General features: G+C 38.6%; 17 protein-coding genes. 3 read left to right on the forward strand and 14 right to left on the reverse strand.

The annotated features are described in order from the left end of the window. Positions 1–341: 341 nt before the first annotated feature. A complete protein-coding gene (locus tag FHW88_RS29210; protein ID WP_176629017.1) occupies positions 342–539 on the forward strand; it encodes a hypothetical protein in 198 nt (65 codons plus the stop codon). An 87-nt stretch (positions 540–626) separates the two neighbouring features. Here FHW88_RS29210 and FHW88_RS29215 read toward each other — a convergent pair whose 3' ends face one another. The 12 genes from FHW88_RS29215 to FHW88_RS30280 form a co-directional block, all read right to left on the reverse strand. Continuing rightward, entirely contained in the window at positions 627–857 is a 231-nt protein-coding gene (locus tag FHW88_RS29215; protein ID WP_176629018.1) for a transposase, read from the reverse strand. A 155-nt stretch (positions 858–1,012) separates the two neighbouring features. After that, complete coding sequence (locus FHW88_RS29220) at positions 1,013–2,278, reverse strand: hypothetical protein (protein WP_176629019.1); 1,266 nt, start codon at positions 2,276–2,278, stop codon at positions 1,013–1,015. Positions 2,279–2,423: 145 nt separating this feature from the next. Then, positions 2,424–3,740: a hypothetical protein gene (locus FHW88_RS29225; protein WP_176629020.1), complete on the reverse strand. Its 1,317-nt coding sequence runs from the start codon at positions 3,738–3,740 to the stop codon at positions 2,424–2,426. A 188-nt stretch (positions 3,741–3,928) separates the two neighbouring features. Next, positions 3,929–4,942 carry a DUF6734 family protein gene (locus tag FHW88_RS29230; protein ID WP_176629021.1) on the reverse strand — a complete coding sequence of 338 codons (1,014 nt, stop codon included), beginning with the start codon at positions 4,940–4,942 and terminating at the stop codon, positions 3,929–3,931. Then, positions 4,908–5,561 (reverse strand): DUF6734 family protein, encoded by a 654-nt coding sequence (locus FHW88_RS29235; protein ID WP_176629022.1) that lies wholly within the window; start codon positions 5,559–5,561, stop codon positions 4,908–4,910. Before FHW88_RS29235 ends, FHW88_RS29230 begins: the two co-directional genes overlap by 35 nt. Before the next feature lie 46 nt (positions 5,562–5,607). After that, positions 5,608–8,379, reverse strand: coding sequence for a TonB-dependent receptor (locus FHW88_RS29240; RefSeq protein WP_176629023.1), 2,772 nt, complete (start codon positions 8,377–8,379; stop codon positions 5,608–5,610). 26 nt (positions 8,380–8,405) lie between these two features. Further along, the gene (locus FHW88_RS29245; RefSeq protein WP_176629024.1) at positions 8,406–9,131 is read right to left on the reverse strand and encodes a hypothetical protein; all 726 of its coding nucleotides are present in this window, start codon (positions 9,129–9,131) and stop codon (positions 8,406–8,408) included. Positions 9,132–9,135: 4 nt separating this feature from the next. Next, complete coding sequence (locus FHW88_RS29250; protein ID WP_176629025.1) at positions 9,136–11,313, reverse strand: peptidase domain-containing ABC transporter; 2,178 nt, start codon at positions 11,311–11,313, stop codon at positions 9,136–9,138. 242 nt (positions 11,314–11,555) lie between these two features. After that, positions 11,556–12,398: a hypothetical protein gene (locus FHW88_RS29255; protein WP_090525812.1), complete on the reverse strand. Its 843-nt coding sequence runs from the start codon at positions 12,396–12,398 to the stop codon at positions 11,556–11,558. Positions 12,399–12,467: 69 nt separating this feature from the next. Continuing rightward, complete coding sequence (locus tag FHW88_RS29260) at positions 12,468–12,686, reverse strand: hypothetical protein (RefSeq protein ID WP_090525813.1); 219 nt, start codon at positions 12,684–12,686, stop codon at positions 12,468–12,470. A gap of 109 nt (positions 12,687–12,795) precedes the next feature. Beyond that, complete coding sequence (locus tag FHW88_RS29265; protein WP_176629026.1) at positions 12,796–14,382, reverse strand: vitamin K epoxide reductase family protein; 1,587 nt, start codon at positions 14,380–14,382, stop codon at positions 12,796–12,798. A 15-nt stretch (positions 14,383–14,397) separates the two neighbouring features. Then, positions 14,398–14,526, reverse strand: a complete 129-nt coding sequence (locus FHW88_RS30280; RefSeq protein ID WP_255485486.1) for a hypothetical protein — start codon at positions 14,524–14,526, stop codon at positions 14,398–14,400. Positions 14,527–15,171: 645 nt separating this feature from the next. Here FHW88_RS30280 and FHW88_RS29270 point away from each other — a divergent pair. Then, positions 15,172–15,327, forward strand: coding sequence for a hypothetical protein (locus FHW88_RS29270; protein WP_175489940.1), 156 nt, complete (start codon positions 15,172–15,174; stop codon positions 15,325–15,327). A gap of 394 nt (positions 15,328–15,721) precedes the next feature. Beyond that, complete coding sequence (locus FHW88_RS29275) at positions 15,722–16,222, forward strand: hypothetical protein (protein ID WP_176629027.1); 501 nt, start codon at positions 15,722–15,724, stop codon at positions 16,220–16,222. Positions 16,223–16,850: 628 nt separating this feature from the next. On the opposite strand, the gene FHW88_RS29280 is transcribed toward FHW88_RS29275, so the two are convergent. Then, a complete protein-coding gene (locus FHW88_RS29280) occupies positions 16,851–17,624 on the reverse strand; it encodes a hypothetical protein (RefSeq protein ID WP_176629028.1) in 774 nt (257 codons plus the stop codon). Between the two features lie 68 nt (positions 17,625–17,692). Further along, positions 17,693–19,024: a hypothetical protein gene (locus FHW88_RS29285; protein WP_176629029.1), complete on the reverse strand. Its 1,332-nt coding sequence runs from the start codon at positions 19,022–19,024 to the stop codon at positions 17,693–17,695. Between the last annotated feature and the right edge of the window lie 240 nt (positions 19,025–19,264).

The raw sequence follows: 19,264 nt of genomic DNA on the forward strand, positions 1-19,264 counted from the left end.
AGTGGTGAGTAATTCGGTGAGTACGAATTGAAAACCATTCAAGATATCAAATAAGCGCAGAAAATTAAGGTTAAAACAAATCCCTAACTCTCCGCATCAAGTATTATTCAGTTAGGATAAAAAGCGCTGTAAATGAAATATTTACGGCGCTTTCTGTTTTTAGCCATCGCCAAAATAAACCGATCAATCGCGTTGTTCCGGTACCCGTGGGTGACCTTTTTCAAGGTAAGCTTGCCGATCACCGGAACGTTATAAGTCTCCTATATTGAACATTTTCTTAATTTAAACATCTTGATTTCAGTAGGATATGTAACTGATTTTATTCACTTAAAGCTTCAGTGATGAACAGATCTTTTAACCTCCTCTTTTACGTAAAGAGATCAAAAGCAAATGCCGAAGGCCTCGCCACATTTACCTGCGTATTACTACCACTGGGCACTTTAGATTGGCGAAGAGGGGGCAATATCACTGGTATATCCAAATTACCGCCTGAAACCGTCATTTTTCAGGGCGCAAAAAGGGCGCAGGAAAGAATTTAATTACAGTCTATTTAAGTCCTTTCAATCACTTATTTAAATACATAAACATCTTAATAACAGTACATTAACAAATAAATGCGCCTAAAATTAGAAACTAATTTCAGGCGCATACATATGCTTCAGCTTTCGGTTCTCTTCCTCCATCTCTTTCAGCCGCTTCAGTTCCTGGCTATCCATACCGGCATACTTTTTACGCCAGTTGTAAAAGGTTGATTTGTGAACGCCCAGTTCGCGGCATAAATCGTTAAACTCACGGCCTCCTTCGTATTCTTTGATCGCCTTGACAATCTGTGCTTCGGTAATAATAGAGTGCTTCATCGTTTGACTGTTTAAAGTTAAGGCTTTTCGTCCTTTAAGCAGTCCGATTTTTAGGAGGGGTTACACTGCTCCCGCTTAATCAAATAACGACCACAATCGTTACTGTTTTGCCAGTCCCTTAAGATATCCTAAGCAACCTTTTTACTAACCCTTTATCAAATCAGGTTGGAATCTACGTAAGCCGCTTTTGCCTCATATATTCTCTTTAGCTGAGCATTTGCGCGAGTAAAGTTTCTGATTAACATCTCTTTATCGTCATTATTTCCTTTTGATACATCAGAATAGCCGAAGTATTTTTGCACCGAAATAAACGGGAAAAACACCATTTTATTAATCACCATTTTGGAAAGCAGAATATCCGCAACTACATTATTATTATAGGGTTCGTCCAATATTTTTTGAAATACAGGTTTATACAAAATAGTAAATTGTGTACAATGGGAATAGCCTATCCAGGCTCTATTATTGGTAATGGGAAGGGCCTTAATCAATCCACAGATACCACCCAACAGCATCTCGGCCTGCTGCAAATAAGCCTCCATAATATTTTTAAGTAAAAATGACCTGGAGTAGTCGGATGTAAACTCATGATCATCTTCACAAATAATAATTACATCATCCCCGTTTTCAATAGCTAGTTTTATAATTTTACGAACGGTTTCCCATAAGCCAACGGCGCCGACTGGATTTTTACAGGCCTCTATTATCTGGATATTGAACTCATCCTTCCCAGCAAATTGCCCTTTTATATGTTCCAGTCTTTCCGTTCGTTCCGGCAGATTAATTATATATGTTGGAATAATGACGTTATCATAGTTTTCTTCATTTAAGGCATCTGCATTTTCGATTGAAAATGACTTATAAAAGGCAGAAATGCGTTCTATTAGTTCAACTTGTTCCGAAGCATTGAAACTTGGTCGTTTTACGCGTGCCTCATTAGTATCCGACTTTAAACCGGTACCTTTTGGCTCTGTCAAATTTGATATAAATGGATATATAAAGAATTGTCCATTCGCAATTGAAAATATATTTTTATCCGCCAGTAATATGTCTTCAAAAAATGGGCGAAATATAATTGTAAACTGCGATTCGGAGAAATTCTCTACCCAAAATATGTTATTTGAAACTCTTATCGCACTCCCAAATGAGGTTACGTCACCACATAAAATATCTGCACCTAACTTTTCTGCCTGCCTTATACATTCTAATAAATTATCCGTCGAATAATTGGCCGTAAATTGATGGCTGTCTTTACATATCAAAATGTAATCTGCATTTGTGCTTATTACATTTTGTACAATTTGTTGGATAGTTTTCCATAAATCACTTATTTTATTTTCATCGGTAATGGGTTCCACAAAATTCAGTGCAAATTCTTCTTTCCCGTTAAACTCCTTAAGGATATTTCCTTTAAAATCCATCCGGTCTTTGGGGTTGATAATAAAGGTGGGGATGCATTGTCTTGTCATATTCATTTTTATAACTATTAATACGTGATGGGTAAAACAATCACTGATGATTGTTCTTAAATATTTCGAATCTATACATTAGAACATACAATTCTTGTCAGGACATTTGCAAACTCGAATAAGCGGCCTTTGCTTCATATATTCGCTTTAATCTTGTGTTCTCGCGATAAAATGACTTGGCAAACAACTCTATATTTTCATGATTACCTTTAGTTACATCTGAATAGCCAAACGGCTTTTGGGCAGAGATAAATGGGAAAAACACCATTTTATTACTCAGTATCATCGAAAGCATTGCATCTGCCGTTACCGTATTGTCGTAAGGGGTGTCCAATATTTTTTGAAATACAGGTTTATATAAAATTATAAATTGCGTACAAAAGGAAGTACTCACCCAGGCTCTGTTAGTGGTAACAGGAAGGGCTTTATGGAACTCACAGATACCGCCCGAAATCATTTCCGTATGCTGTTCATGAGCTTCCAATATATTTTTAAGTAAAAGTGATTTGGAATAATCGGCCGTAAACTGATGATCGTCCTCGCAAATAATGATTACATCATCTTCGTTATCCATAGCAATCTTTACTATCTTCCGAATGCTTTCCCAAAGCCCAACCGCACCAATCGGATTTTTGCAAGCTTCGATTATTTGAACTTTGAACTCATCCTTTCCCGCGAATTGCTTTTTTATATGGTCGAGTCGTTCTGTTCGCTCGGGAAGATTGATAATATAGGTTGGAATAGCTACATCATTCAAAAATTCTTCGCCCAAGTCGTTCTGCTTTTGCCCGGAAAATTCTTGATAAAATGCGGAAATATTATCTAATATTTCAACTTGTGCTGAAGCCAACCCGCTTACATTTTCCGTTCTGCTTATTTCGGTATTGCCGGGCGTTGCGTTATCACGGACGAGTTCCTTCTTAATTGATATAAAAGGATATATAAAAAATTTACCATTGGTAAATGGGAAAGTTTTATAATCATCTGTTAGAATGGATTCGAAGAATGAGCGGAAGACAATTGTAAATGGCAACCCTGCAAAATCCTCTACCCAAAAAATATGTTTTGAAATCCTCAAAGCACTCCTGAATGTGCCCAGCCCACCACATAAAATATCGGCACCTAAATCTTTGGCCTGACTAATGCACTTAATTAAATTATTCTTTGAATAGCTATCGGTAAATTGATGGTCATCCTGGCATATTAGAATATAATCGGTTTCGGTTGCCGTCACTTTTCGGATAATATGCTGAATAGTTTTTGGTAAGCTTATTACATTATCTTCGTCCATTACGGGCGCTATAATGTTTACCAGAAATTCCTTTTTTCCTGAAAATTCTTTCAAAACAGTTTCTGTGCCATCTGTACTGTTGTTGTTAATAATAAATGCGGGGATGAAGGTTTGATTTGTCATTTCTTGTTTTGCGATTATTAGGCTGGTAAATTTGCTTCCACCTTTTATGGAATTCCCACCTATGTTACTTTTCAGAAGCAACCGATTGTTTTATTTATTTAGCTTGGCGACTTTCCAGGCTTTAACAGTAAAGGCTCAACCTACCAAGAAAAACCCAGCGTATTCAAGTTTATATAGCCTTGTTCATTTTATTTAACAGCTTTAATTATTTTAGCTTGTAACATAAGTTTTATTCTACCGATAATTAACAACTCAAATTCAGCTAAAGAAGCCTTAAGATCATCCGGCTCAAAAACGGACCTTATTTCAGTTAATACATCATTTATTGCTACCGGCTGTTCCGATATCTGTAATAAGCGCATATCCAAATCATCAATTATTGACAACGAATAGCCCTTGTAATGGCATTCCGGTATAATGCATACATAAACACTTGTTGGCGTTTCATTTAAATTTAGCGGCCGTTTCTTTAAATTTTTACTGATTTCAGTATCAAACGACCTCCAGTCAAACGAGCTTTCCGTTATTTGAACTATCTTATCTGCTACGATCTTCTTAGCATAGCTACTGTCTCTGTCAGCAAAAATGTATTCAAAATAATTAGTATGTGCAATGTCTCGTTGGTACAGAAATTCATTTGAATGTTGAGAAAAATCGTTTTCTATAGTATCATTAAGCCTTGCCTCAAATAACTTTGCGTCATTCAGCATTTTGGAATATATGGCATCATCTATATTATTTGTTTCTGTATTATCGATCGCTGCTAATACATTTTCAACTATTTTACTTTGAAACTGACGTTTGGTTTCTGATTTAATACCTGTATTCTTTTCTGATATTACCAAATCCGGATGTTGTTGGCAATCCTTCAAATTAAAATATCTATCTGTTAAATATTTTTCGGTGGGCTGATTAATAAAATAGTAATAATCCTTTTTTAAGGGAGTCTGCTGATTCTTAAACAATGCAATTATCCGGTAATAATATTCAGGATAATCCTGCCTTAACCTGTTTGCCAGTTGTTGACAAACATTCGAAGTTCTTTTATATTGACCTATCAGATGCAGGTAATTTTTGTTAAAAGGCACTTCCGTAAAATCGCCGAACGATTTATATTGGTTATCAGGAATGATCTCATCAAATAACACATTTACCTTTTTATTAAATTTAGCTGCCAGGCAATAAAAAAAGATTTTGCTCAAAATATATATTGAAAGCGCCAATGTTAATATTGGAGAGACTATTGACATTATTGCTTATTGTTTCCTTTGATCGTGCTGTATAAAGGTTAAAAAAACTCAAGTCGTTGCCGCCTATGATCCCGGCGTTGTAGGCATATATTTTATCTTTTTTATCTTTTTCTTCTGTTACTTCAATTGGAATGTAGGTTAATCTGGGTTCCAATTCGCTAAATAAATTTTCATAAAAGCTAGTTCCAACTTCCAAATTCTGTGCTATCAAATCGCCATGAAGCAGACTTTCATCAAAGGGTTTCCAAATAATTACATCTCCGTCCACGTGTAAAAATGGTACGGCTTGTTGTGAATAGGTATGTATTTTGGGCAACCCCCATAACTCAGAGGGGTTTTGATCGAATTGATCCAAGTCGCATACTACATCTGTATAGGGTAGCCGTAAGGTATCAATTAGAGTTTTTGCTGTAACACTATCGGCATGTAATACAACCTCATCGTAATATTTTTTTAATTGCAGACAGCTTAAAGCCCAGCCCATTAAATGATATTCGGGCGAATACCATCCGGCATTAAATTTCAGCATATCCTTTTGATTACATGCCCAGGAAGTTTGAACGATTTTCATATTGGATTTTTAGTTGTGTAAATGTTCTAAGTCATTATTTAGCCGGTTAATGAATAAAGCTCCCGTCTCCCCTGCGTTTCAACGGCTGGCCGTTATGCATCGGCGTCCCCCCCCATTTTTGCAGATTTAATTTTAGCCCCACCAAAAAATATCGACTTAAAGTATTTGACTGTGTGTAAGTTGTGGACTGCGGCGTAACCGATTGCTGTAAAAAATTGTTCTGGTGTAATAGATCGAATACATCAAAGGTGAGTGCCAAACTCTGTGTCCGCATTGAAAATCGCTTTTCAAAACCGGCATTAATTACCAGCGGGTTTTGTTTATAATTTGTAAAGCCCGATATGTAATTCTTGATGGCATTATAATGTAACTGAAAATTTCTTGGTAAATAGATCTGACCATCAATCGCCAATTTGGTGGTTTGAATGGTGTTTGAAGTTGCATTTAATGTGTTGGTGAATGACCTGTTGACCTCATAACCTATGTAAGGGCTTATTATAAACTTATTATCATTTAAACTTATCTGAGGGCCAAACCTTTCATTAAAATCCCATTGGGATGTATGGTAGGATATACTATTGCTTACCGCATTGAAATAGCCATAAGTAATGCTTCCGTTTAACCCAAGATAATAGTTCCGATCATTTAATTGTTTTGAAATTGAGTAGCCGCCTGTTATTGCCTTGTCGCCGTTTATATTAACATAATTAATTTCATTGATGGTTTTATTTAATGTCGCCGAAATGGGTGCTGTGATCTGCACAATATTGGTCGCTACCTGATTATCATATAATCTTCCGTCTACATTAAAAGAAATATTAAACTTGTCATTGGGGAAATATTTGTTGTAACTGGCCGTAACGCTATGGGTAAAGGTAGGCTTAAGGTTGGGGTTGCCTATAATAATGTTATTGGGATCCGATCTGTCTATAAAAGGCTGTATTTGTTGAAACTCCGGCTCGGTGTTGATACCGGAATACGCTATTTGAAATCTTTCGGAAGTTGACCAGGAGTAGGAATACCTGAATACGGGTATGATCCTAAAATCCAATCGGGAGGTAGAAACATTATTGGCCGTATTATTGTCGACCTGTGTGCCTGATAGTGCGGTAGATACAAATGTAGCCCCCAGGGATAAATTACTCTTTCGGCCGCTATACCGGTAATCAACCGTGGTCCTTGTTTCTGTAAACGAAAAATGATAAGTATTCTCTAACCGGGTGAGTTCCTGTAACTGACCATTCGCCAACACCGTATCCGATATCGCTTTATTGTCATAAACTGCGTTTCTTATTTGTCCGGTAAACTCAAGTTGCGCCCTGGCCGTTAACGGCTCAACATAAGTAACAACGGAACGATAGACTTTGCTGTTACTTGTTTTGTTAATTATTAAATGGGATAAGGAGTCCTTTACCAACGTGTTCTGCGTTGTGTCAAGGTAATAACGGTACTCAGTGCTTTTATCCCCCTTTATCTGGCTATTTGATTGAGTGAAGCCAGCCTGAATAGAAAAGTTTCTTTTGGGCTTTTTAAATGTATGCACAAATAGTGCTGTTAAACCATAGCCATGACCGGTAGTTGAATTGACTGCTTCGAGGTTTACCACCGGGTGTTCAAATCCAGTGGTAAAATAATTTAAATTACTTGTTAGCGTACTGGTGGTTGCCGAGGAATTAATATTATTGAATGTTGCGTTGATTTGGAGATAGTTGGATTTATCAAGGTTATCCTCCAGTTGAAATTTTACAGTGTTGCCACGGCTTGAGTTTTTAACCGTGCTATTGTTAATGAAATTACTTAACCCATTGCTTGAATTTGCAAAGCCGTAAGTATTGCTTATTGAGTTGGTATTATTAAAATTGTAAACGTAACTGCCGGTGGCCACTATTTTACTGCCCCAATCATCAGTATAACTAAAGGTAGGTGACCCGGATCGGGTTGTTCCGGGAGCGGATATCACGGAACTTGTTGGCGACGTTGAAGCGACACCATTGACAGTGCTGCTTACATTGCCAATTAAATTTATTACCCGGTTGGCATTGATATGCTGTACCGAAAGCTGTTCATTATACCGGCCATGATTTCCTTCTTGCGATACGATCCGGGCAATAGTACCAATTGACTTATCGGCCCTGGTGGTGATGTTCAATGTTTTTGAAGGGGCGCCATCTTTTATCCCGGTCCGGGCAGCCTGATCTCCATAATCATCAACTATCTGAATTTTATCCACGATGGAAGCCGGCAAATTCTGGATGGCCTGTGCTACATTTCCCCCTCCAAATACTTTTCCGTTAAGCTTGGCTTTTGTCACTTGTTGACCCTGGTGTACCAATGTCCCATCTGCTCCAACCTCCATTCCCTCCATCTTCTTCAGTAACTGATCCACGGTAGAGTAAGCGGGTACTTTATAATCGCTGGCCCTGTATTGGACGGTGTCCGTTTTATAAACAATCGTGGGCGTTCCGTTAACGTTGACTTGTTTAAGCTGATAATATTGATCTTTGAGTATTATTGGTGCCAGTACAATTTTTTTTGTCTCCTCATTATTTAAATACCGGCTCACCTTGGTTGTAAATCCTACTTCGGATACGGTAAGTAAAAATGTCGCCTCTCTTACATTCTCGAATATAAAAATCCCATCTTTATCAGAGCTTGTCGCCATCGAATCTTTTGCAGACTTTAGTATGACCGTAGCCCTGGCAACCGGCGTTCCGGTACTGTCCTGTACAATCCCGCTAACCTGGCGAAACTCCCGCGCAGGCAACTTCGGTGCGTCTTTATTGATAATTTGTTGCGCCTTCAAATTTGTCGCTACCATTAAAAAAAGGATAAAAAAAATATGTTTCATTTTATCCCTCTCATTAAGCTGTTAATTAAACGGTGAAATAAAGTGGCTTTGGCTGTTATAATTTCGGCGTCGGCTATCATCCCGTTCTTCAATAATAAATATCCGCTTCCATGGTTATCAAAAGCCACCTCTGCAACATATTCTCCTGTTTTTACTTGATCATCGGTAACATACCTGATTATACCGTCCAACGTACGTTGGTCATCAACAGGATTTCTAAGTTTAATTAATACTGTTTGCCCTGATTTAACCTTATAAATATCATTTTGCGAAACAATCATTTCTCCGTAAAACCCTCTATTCTCACCAACTATAAAAAATACATTCTGATTAGGATGTAATTGTTCATTTTCATGTATCACCCCCGCATAAATTAATTGCCCATCGACCGGTGCTTTAAGGTTCTTTCTGCCGGTCGAATTTTCGAGGACTGCCAAATAATCGTCTTTCTTGACGGAGCTATTATTTTGTACCAATATCTTGATTAATCTCGCCGAATCTTTTATTGACAAGCCATATGGTGAGTTTACCGAATGTATTTTTATCTGTGTTTGAATAGCTTCGGGATAGCTTATAGTTGATGAAATGAACACACATATTATTGCGATAGCTAATACCAGACTTATTCCCCACCTATACAACCACATTGGCGGTGTACCGATAATATCCTGCATTTCTTCAGCATGTACCGGCTCTTCTTGATTTAATAATTCCTTTGCCATGTAATTATATGCCTAATTCAAGTTGATTTTTTACCAGGTTAAAATATTCCCCCCTCATTTCAGTTAGTTGGCGATGAGTACCTTGTTCAATAATTTTGCCCTTATCCATAACAATAATATTATCAGCATTTCTTACGGTGCTTAAGCGATGTGCAACCACCACCACGGTTTTTCCGTTAGTAAACTGGTTCAGGTTGTCCATTATTATTTTTTCGTTGTTTGCGTCCAATGCATTCGTTGCTTCATCAAAAAATAAATAAGCCGGATTTTTATAAACAGCACGGGCGATAAGCAGGCGTTGTTTTTGGCCCTGACTTATTCCATGTCCACCTGCTCCAATCTTGGTATAGAGACCAAAAGGCAGCTCGCTTACAAAATCATTCAGGTTCGCTGTTTCAATGGCCTTATTTAATTTATCCAAATCCGGAAAATCATCTCCAACCGCTATATTATTGGCTATAGTGTCTCCAAAAATAAATCCGTCCTGCATTACGGTCCCGCAACTGCTCCGCCAAATCTTATAGCTTAAGCTGGTTAAGTGTATTTTTCCAACTTTTATTTTTCCGGTTTCGAGCGGATAAAAACGGAGAAGTAATTTCAGCAATGTGGTTTTACCGCTGCCGCTCATTCCCACTATTGCCGTAGTTTTACCCTGCGGAATGTTTAAATTTATATTTTCCAAGGCGGGATTGGCATCGGCTCCCGGATATCTGAAAGTAAGGTCTTTAATACTAATGCTTTTGTCAGCGGGCAATTCATTGATAAACGTACAGTCAGCAGGCTCTTCATCTTTTAGCTGGTGCACTTCATTCAAACGTCCCAGGCTAATTTTGGCATCCTGATACGCCTGTATAAAACCAATCATTTGTTCGATAGGGTTACTTACCTGACCAACAATGTATTGTATAGCCATCATGCCGCCTAAAGTAATATTGCCGTCAATAACAGCCTTTACGCTTATAAATGTTATCAGTATGTTTTTTCCCTGATTTATGAATGCTGATCCGGTTTGCTGTATCTGGCTTAGGGCAAGATTTTTTATTTTAAATTTGTAAAGGCTTGCCTGTATATTTTCCCAGTGCCAGCGTTTTTGTTTTTCACAATTATTCAATTTAATCTCCTGCATACCATTTACAAGCTCTATTACATTGCTTTGATTATTTGAAGCGATGCCGAACTGTCTGTAGTTAAGGTCACGCCTGCGTTTCAAAAACAGAATTATCCATAAAACATAGAGTACGGTACTAATAAGAGAAATTAAAAAAATCAGCGTATTATAATAAATCAATACAATGGTAAAAACCACCAGGTTAAGCAATGAAAACAAGGTGGTTAATGCGGTGCCGGTTAAAAAGTTTTCTATCTTTTGCTGGTCATTCATTCGCTGCAGAACGTCGCCTGTAGTTTTTGTTTCAAAATAGCTGATTGGCAACTTCATGAGTTTTACCAAAAAATCGGTTAAAATAGAAACATTGATACGCACACTGATGTGAAGCAGTATCCATGATCTGATGAAATTGATGCTCATACTTCCCAAAAAAAACATCAGCTGAGCAATCAAAATCAAATAAACGAAGTTAAGGTTACGGGTATTGATGCCTGTATCTACCAGGGCCTGCGTAAAAAACGGGGTGACCAACTGTATTAATGTGCCAACACCCAGTCCAATAATCAACTGAAAAAAAAGTTGTTTATATTGGAAATAGTAACGGAGGATGGCACTCCATTTGACCTCATTTTGCTTATCTTCTTCAAGTTCATAAAACGAAGGCATTGGTCCTAGTAAAAGTGAGATGCCATCATAAAGCTCTTTGTGCGAAAACCAATTTGATTTAAATTCTTCTTCCTGTAGCATAACCAACCCTTTGGCCGGATCGGCGATGTAGTAGGCCGTGCCTCCTATTTTATAAAGTATAACATAATGGTTTTGACGCCAATGCAAAATACAGGGCAGTTGTACTTGCTTAAGCTGTTCAATAGTTACCCTTACGCCTAATGAGCGTAAGCCTATTTTTTCTGCCGCGTCGCTGATGTTCCATAAAGTTGTCCCCCCTCTGCCCGTAAAACACAAAGCCCTCAATTTTTGAATGGAATAATTGCGATTATAATACTTCGCAATCATCCGCAAACATGTTGGGCCGCAATCTAAATTGTCTTGCTGTTTGTAAAAGGTAAATTTCAATTGACTTGAGTTATTTTATTGTTTTCTGCCAAGGCATACTAGCCGAAAAAATCTATAGTTTGAATACCCAGGTATAAAGCGTTCTTGGGCATCAATGCGCTGAATTTGTTTTGCTTTTAATTTTCATACCGGCAGGTTCACGCGGACTGTTTTTTGAAAGATGTAGAGACTTTAAGCTTTCTTACCAGTAATGCTAAGCGCCATAACAAACAATATCAGTTTAAAATTCATTATTTATCCATTTACTTTTTTGCTAAAGTATATTCACCCCAAAAATCTGTGGAGGAAGTAAAAGCCTCTATATGGACTTTAACAGGAAACGAAGGCTGGTTATTTTTGATGTATTCGTCGCTAACCCCAGGCAGGGGCCCGATGGGGACAACATATACTCCCCCAGCCAACGTTGTTGCTTGGCCGGCCGCGTTATATACAGCGGCCATATCTACGCCCGGCAATTTAATATTATAAGTAAATTTTGCAGGCGCATTTGCATCAAGTCCCAATTGTTTTAAACTGATAGACAACTCATAGGTAAAAAACAATTTATTATTAAAAGCTCCGGCTGCTTTGATGCCATCATGATTGTATACCGAAATAAGGCTGTCCATGCTTTTTATTCCGGTTACCTTAATGAGTTTGGATGCATTTGCGTAATCTGTATTTTTTACCTTCATAATCGAGTCGGCTTCCGTCTGAGAAGCTGGCTGGTATTTTAGATTAACCCAGACCCGGTTGTGCATATCTGGGAAAGGATAAGTTATACTAATGCCATTTTTGATGTTTTTTTGATTAGATGGATTAATAGTCAGAATGATACCGCCTCCCAGTATTTTATTGATATTGGTATGTTCCGTTGCCTGTATAGTTAAATACAAGTTATCATCATCGTTAGCCATCGTATAAAAAATATCTGTAGCATGGTTATAAGCCTGAAATTTGTTGCTCCATTCCGTTGATTTCCCGTCAATTTTCACGTTCGACGGAGCGCGCAGGCTGCTTTGTTGGATGCCGGGCAGCTTTTGAGCATAAATAATAACGGGTATTACGATTGACAACAACAGTAGTGAGAGGTGTTTAAAGTTCATTTTTTTACAAAAAAAGATTCACGGAAAAAACAACCATGATTTTTGTTATCATGGTTGTTTACTCAAAAATTAATAACAATCAACATTGTCGCAACAATCGTTCGTATTGCAATTATTATCTGCACCAGATTGAGTACCACTTGTGATACTGGTGTGAACTCCTACTGCCCCTGCACAACCGGGGGCACTACTCCAGTACCATGTACATGAGCCTCCACTAATCATTTTCATTTGATCTTTGGTGAGCATTTCCTTAATGTCTCCAAACTTAAGTTCCAACTTTTTCATAAATTTTTGTTTTTAAATTGATGCCTCTATTTTAGGGTTGCGGCTTTCCTTATCCTGTTTTACCAAGGCAGGCAACTTTTTTGTTCGCGAAACAAATTCTTTACACCTTTTACAAAACATATTTAATATCTTCTGCCTGGTAAGCAGAAGGTAATCTGCGACCGTTGATGAACAGCGTTGGCGTACTTGTAATTTCTACCATCTTACACCACTCTTTTTGCGCTGAAAGTGCGTTAGATTCAATCGCAGTTCCCATAGCCGGGTATTTCTCTTTCCATAATTCATATTTTTTTTTCTCCTGTTTATACCAGTCATTTATTGCTTCTTTAAGCCTGATTTCGTTCTTTTCAAACTTTAATGCCATAAAGTGGCTGATAACATTTTTGTCCAGTTCTTTTTGATATAGTCTGTTAACAAAAACCAATTGAAGTTTTATATCATCTCTTGAATCAAGTAAATTATCCAAAAGCATATGTGTTTTTGTACAATGAATGCAAAAAGGGTTAGATACCAGCGTAATCACGTTGGTAGCTTCTTTGTTACCTATCATGATAGTATTTTCTTCGGTTGGCAAAGCATACTTATTCTCCCGGTGCAGCATATTTTGGAATAATTCTTTATTGTATTTATACCTATACAACTCCAGTCGAAGCATTTGTAATTGCATAGAATTAATCAAGTAAGGCTTTATGAAGACCCATAAAAGGATCGGAACAAGTATTCCGACAAACAAATTGCTCAAGGTATGTAAATCGGGATACTGAATTCCATTGGATAGATAAGGTATAAAAGCAGCAAACTCCAGCCATAAAAGAGCCTGGACCGTGCAACAGAAAATACACCATTGCTTTGCTACCCGCCACTGATAATAAATGGAATAAAAAGTATAGGGTAAGCTTAGTAAATTTAGAATTCCCAATATTTGTATTAAGTGGGCGTTTGCGGCATTAAATAGCAAAGCAACCAATGTACCTGAATAGTAAAAAAAACCAATTTCGCTCCAACTCAATTCTTCGGTTACTTTTGCAGCCTTTGATGATAATATGACATGGCAATTTTTACTATTATCGTCCCCGCAAAATTTTTGTATCAGAGGATTATTTGCATCGATGCTTTGTATTAGTAACAATATGGAAGCTAATAAGCCTACCGTCTTAAAAAAAGCTAAGATGCCGATATGCCAATTTATAGTTTGTAGATAGGATTGATTGAAAAACAAATAAGCGAGAAAAACAATGATTAGTCCTGATACAACAAACGGCATGCGTAGGGTCTCGATGATTTCTTCCCTGCGTTTGGCAGAATAATCATACTCACCGGATGAGTCATCTTTTTGAAACGCTAATATAGATCCCTGATAACGACTTTTAAATTCGTCTATACTAAATGAATGGTTATTCCAATGGTCATTCGATATGGTGATTTGGCTTTCATCTTTTTGGTTTACTAAAACAAATTCCCCTTTTGCAAAACAAGCTATAAAAGGCAAAGGTATTTCCGTCTCAATTAATTCTTCAACACTAACCTGGTAAGCTTCATTGGGGATATTCCAATAGGTCAATACCTCACTGATAGCAAGTAGGCTGGAAGCATCGGTATGTTTTTGCAATTCACTAATAATGCTATTCCGGGTGACGGGAATACCCAATTGTTTCACGACAAGGCTTATTACCTTAACTGAGTTACGGTGTTCCATAGGATATTAAAATGGCTAAGCGATGGTCAATAAACGAGGACGATCAGGATGTTTTTCGAATTCCTTAGTGATATTATCACCAATAACGGATATATCAAATGCGTGGCCAATACAGGTTATTACCTGCGAAAAATTACTTTTCATAATAAGGTTTAGATGTACAATTAATACTCTTCAGTACTAATTAGTTGTATTAAATTGATCGTATTTAATCGGTAGTATAAATTGGTATTTCAAATATATAATTATATATGTCAATAACACAAGTATTTTAAAAATAATTTTCATTTACATGTATACCGGCCTATTTAATCTGGATCGTTGTGTTTTGTCCATATCCAAATCCGCAATTAACCCCCTTGAATTCGAATTTTCCAACTTCGAATAACTGCTTAAGCAAGATATTGTTATGAATTCCAAATTTTGTTTGACTTTTTCCCTGATTGTCATTTCGAGATTTGTGAATTGCGGCTTTCTAATATCGATCTTAGCTTTGTTTTTCCAGCGGCAAGAGGTCTTTTTGCCCTACAAAAAGTCTCTTGCCCTCCGGGGATTTGTCGGAATTTCGCAACTCATTCCGATGTATTAAATATTTTAAGTTCTATTTGAAAATATAATTTCGAGTATCTGAAAAATATCGATTTCAATTTTTGGAGTTTCATTACTACGTCGTCGTTAAATCGGCAGACACTTTTCTTTCAGTAGCCAAATGTACGAGCCTCATTTTTGTTGCCTGTCGTTTAACGGCGGTTGACAAACCAGGCAGGACAGCGCCGGAATTCCGCAATCATGAACAAGCCTGATTCTACCATGGGATCTGATTTAAAAACATTTTCTAAAGTGATGGCTGATTGCTTCCGCCCTACTATTGAAGATTTCTTTTTGGGGGTGGTAAAACGTTTGCTTTACTTTATGCTTAAGCTGATGGTCCGAAGGGGAAAATAACCTCTTCGAATGAAAAATACGACTTTCCATGTTACGTATTTTACATTTTTATTTATGCCGGATTACCACCCTTTTCGCGCTGTTTTCGCTATCTAAAACCCTGTTCATTTGCTCATAAGAAACAATTCTTAAAAATGGAACAAGCATCGGTCAACGAAAAAAGATCAGTAGCAGCACCCGGGCACTCCATTTACCTCCTGGAACAAGGTATTACATTTTCGCATACCCACCCTATCTGATCTCGGGCGCTCTGACCGGTCCGGAATCCTGGCTGATCCACCTCTCTATCGTAAGCCAGCAATTTGATTCGTACATCAGGCCAATCCTGGATTTCCTGAAATCAGAAGGTCTGCCATTGGCTATACCCGCAGACGCTGTACAACATAACAGCATATTGGGTGGCACAGGCGGTTTTCAGTTCACCGGCAAAGTGATCTCGGTCAGGGTTAGCAGAACCAATGACCTGACAAGAATAACCGAAAAGATGCGCGATCTGACCAGGCACTGTCGTTTCTGGAGCCATGCGGCGCTCCTATTTACCCTCCCGTATGCTACTTACGTGATCCTCATGTACTGGGTACAGTTGGCGACGGTGATCCCCGAATCGCTGCGTGACCCGCGCGAAACCATCTTAACGGTAAAACCGCATTCCATTTTCTGGACGCTGGATGCGCTCGGTTTTATCTGCATGGGAAGTTCCACGTTTTTGGCGGCCTTGCGCTGGAAAAGAGCGACCGGAAAGCTTGCCGGCTGCGCGGCTTTTTACTGGCCAACGGCTTGCCTATTTCTACCCGCGTTTTTCCACCTTAGTGCTGTTCATCGTTTCGCCCTGGCTGGTCACCGCGCCGGGGTCGATGCTGGCGATGGCGATGTTTCTATGGACGACACAGGATGAACTTTAATGACCGGAAAACGCTGCTGCTGGCTTATGCGGCTTCCAAAGCTGTATCGCAGCTTTCTTTTCCCTGGCCGGACCCATGAACGATACCATATGGTATCGGTTTGATACTTGCAATATTATCTCGATGAATTCATCTTTAAATATAATCATAGAGGCAATAGACAATCTTTAACTTTTTAGTCAAAAAAACGGCTACTGCCTCCTGATGGGCTATTACTTTCAAGAGCCCCCGCCGGGGCAAAACAAACTAAAATAATTAAGCGCGCGACCAGTGGGATCTTTACTATTTTAGGGATTCCGATCGGACAATGCATCGATTATTTACTTAAAAGCTTAATAAAAGCCTGCCCAAAATTGTCACCATTTTCTATTTCAAAATCATTTGATATAGCGAAACTGAAGATACAGCCCAATAATAACCGCATAACACATACTGCCTACAATCGCCACAATTAATCCTGTTATAAACAGATGCCCGTTATAACAGGCGGGGCGTGGTACGTCGGTCTTTTTTTTTGCCATTTTTAATGCGTAATCCGGAATTGTATTAACAAAGTATCCATTTGATTAAATCACCCAAGAGGCGATCTGCTTAAATGTCGATGGTAAAACCAACCCGCTCTTATTTAAAATCAGCTGATAAATCAGCTGTTTGATAGTAATCTGTAACAGAATTGGCGTCGCCGTTGGGCATAATCGAAATAAGCTGGCTGTCTCCTTTTGCAAAGGGGACAAATTGTCCGTAATTGTTTTCTGGGTCGGTGATGAAAACATGTTCACTGCTCTTATAGGGCAGATCCTTCGTTCCGGATTTATAGACCTTGAAATAATACTGATGATCGGGTTCAAGCGAAGGCAGTTCCATGAAGTCACTGAACGCGCCGCTTACATTCTTAATTACTTTATTCAAGGGTTTATAAACAAACTCAAATTTGTCATAGTCTATATATTCGTCAAAAAACTCGACATCAACAGGCCCTCCGTAAAAATCAATAAAAGTTGTTGTAAACCGGAGACGAAAGCCCATGTTTTCAGGGTTTTTAACAGGTGTAATAGCGACATTATCAGAAAACGTCACACCGTCATAAAAGATCCGTTTGGTCTGATTAAAAGGATTTTCTGCCAAACTGATCCTACTGACGGCCTTATGGTCGCTTTTTTTGCGGACCTGTATCTGATCACTTGCGTTAAAAAGTGACACGTTAATTTTAAACTCGTTGTTGATGGCTTCGCCGATATTTTTATCATTCAGTGTAAATTCAAGTGTATCAGTCAGCACCAGCCCTTTAATGTTGAGTTGTACAGCTTTTACAGGATTGTTATTTAACAACTGCTCTTTCTTACAGGCAAATAAAAACAACGATAATATTGGGAGCAGGTATTTTATTTTGATCATATGTTAATTATTTGAAGAAAACCGGGACATCAGCTGATGCCCCGGTAAATCACAATTCGGTGAAAATATTAGAAAGTAAATTTGGTCCAGTTGGCAACCCAGTTACCTGAACCAACGGTTAATGCACCGCTTGTACCAGGAGCAAGGAAATTAACCGCGCCTGCATTGTAGAATGGCTGGCTCATGCCCCAGGTAGGTGCAGTGGCAGCTGTTGATGTAGGATTGGCTACAGTGCTGGAATAAGCGCCGGTTGCTACAGAGATAGCAGCGCTGAAGCCGTGAACACTGGTACCATTGATGGTTGATGGTGTAGCACTTGCATCAGCATCAAAGACAACACCGGAAGGATAACCGGTAAAGAATGAGTTGCTCAAAGTAACTTCAGTACCACGACGGTTACGGAAGCCGTATTTAAAGCCTGGTGAGGTGATAGCCGGCGATAATGTAGCAGTTTTTGTACCGATAACACTAAAATTAGCTAACGTAGGGTGTGTTTTTGGTAATAAGCTGAAGGTAGCATCTTCAGTAGGTGCATTATTATCAGATTCGATACCGTTTGAATCACTTGCACCACTGCTGGCACTGTGTGTAGAGTAGGCATCAGCCACAGCGATGGCGTATTGGATAGAACCTGTAAAACCGTTATCAAAGTCAAACTGGTCGTCATCGTTACCAAATGAAACCAGGTATTTAGGGCTTACTTTACCACCAAAGAACTCAAACCCGTCATCCAGGCCGTATGAAGCCTGTACGTGATCAATGGTTGTTCCGCTACCGACGCCACCTAAAGTTAAAGAGTTTACCTCCACATTTGGTGCCAGTACGTAACCAGCATATTCAATACGGGCATATTGCAGGGTACCGCTGTTGTCTGCATCGTTCGAACCACCGTAATGGAATTTAGGATCATCAGCCAGACCTTCGATCAGTTTATCACCAACGTTGATCTTCGCGTTACCTAACAGGATGACACCGCCGAAATCACCAGGATGACCAACAGTGCTTGCGTTACCGTCCAATAAATAACGGCTGGTGAATACAATCGGGTTTGTTGAAGTACCAACTGCGTTGATTTTAGCACCTTTGGCAATTACCAAAACACCATTTTGAACACCAGCAGTGTTTACAGTTGATTTGATGAAAGTACCGGCATTGATGGTCAGGGTAGCACCGCTTCTAACAGTAACTACACCACTAATTTCCCATACATGACTTGCATCCCAGGTGGTATTGGTAGTAATATCACCACTAACAGTTGTAACCGGTAATGATGACGCGCTGTAATCTGCAGCTGATGTACTGCGGTTGTCAAATGCTTCAACGTTTTTGGCTTCTTTTTTACAAGATGATACGAAGATACCCGCAGCAAGGCACAGGGTAATTATTGATAATTTTTTCATTTTTTCTGTTTTTCAGGGAGGTAATTTTTGTTTTATGCTCCCACTTTTTAAGGTTCATTTTTGGATTTGGATCATACCGGTAAACTTTATACTGCTTTGCGAGATTAGATCAGCTCCATGTTTCCGGCATACATTTTTTATTATATCTTTGCCGCCAGTCCAAATCCAACAGCAACGATCTTATGTTTATACCCTTGGTTTAAACACGTATCCCTTTCGGGGGCTGATATATTACTTTCA

Source organism: Mucilaginibacter sp. SG538B, from assembly GCF_013376065.1.
Taxonomy (GTDB): domain Bacteria; phylum Bacteroidota; class Bacteroidia; order Sphingobacteriales; family Sphingobacteriaceae; genus Mucilaginibacter; species Mucilaginibacter rubeus.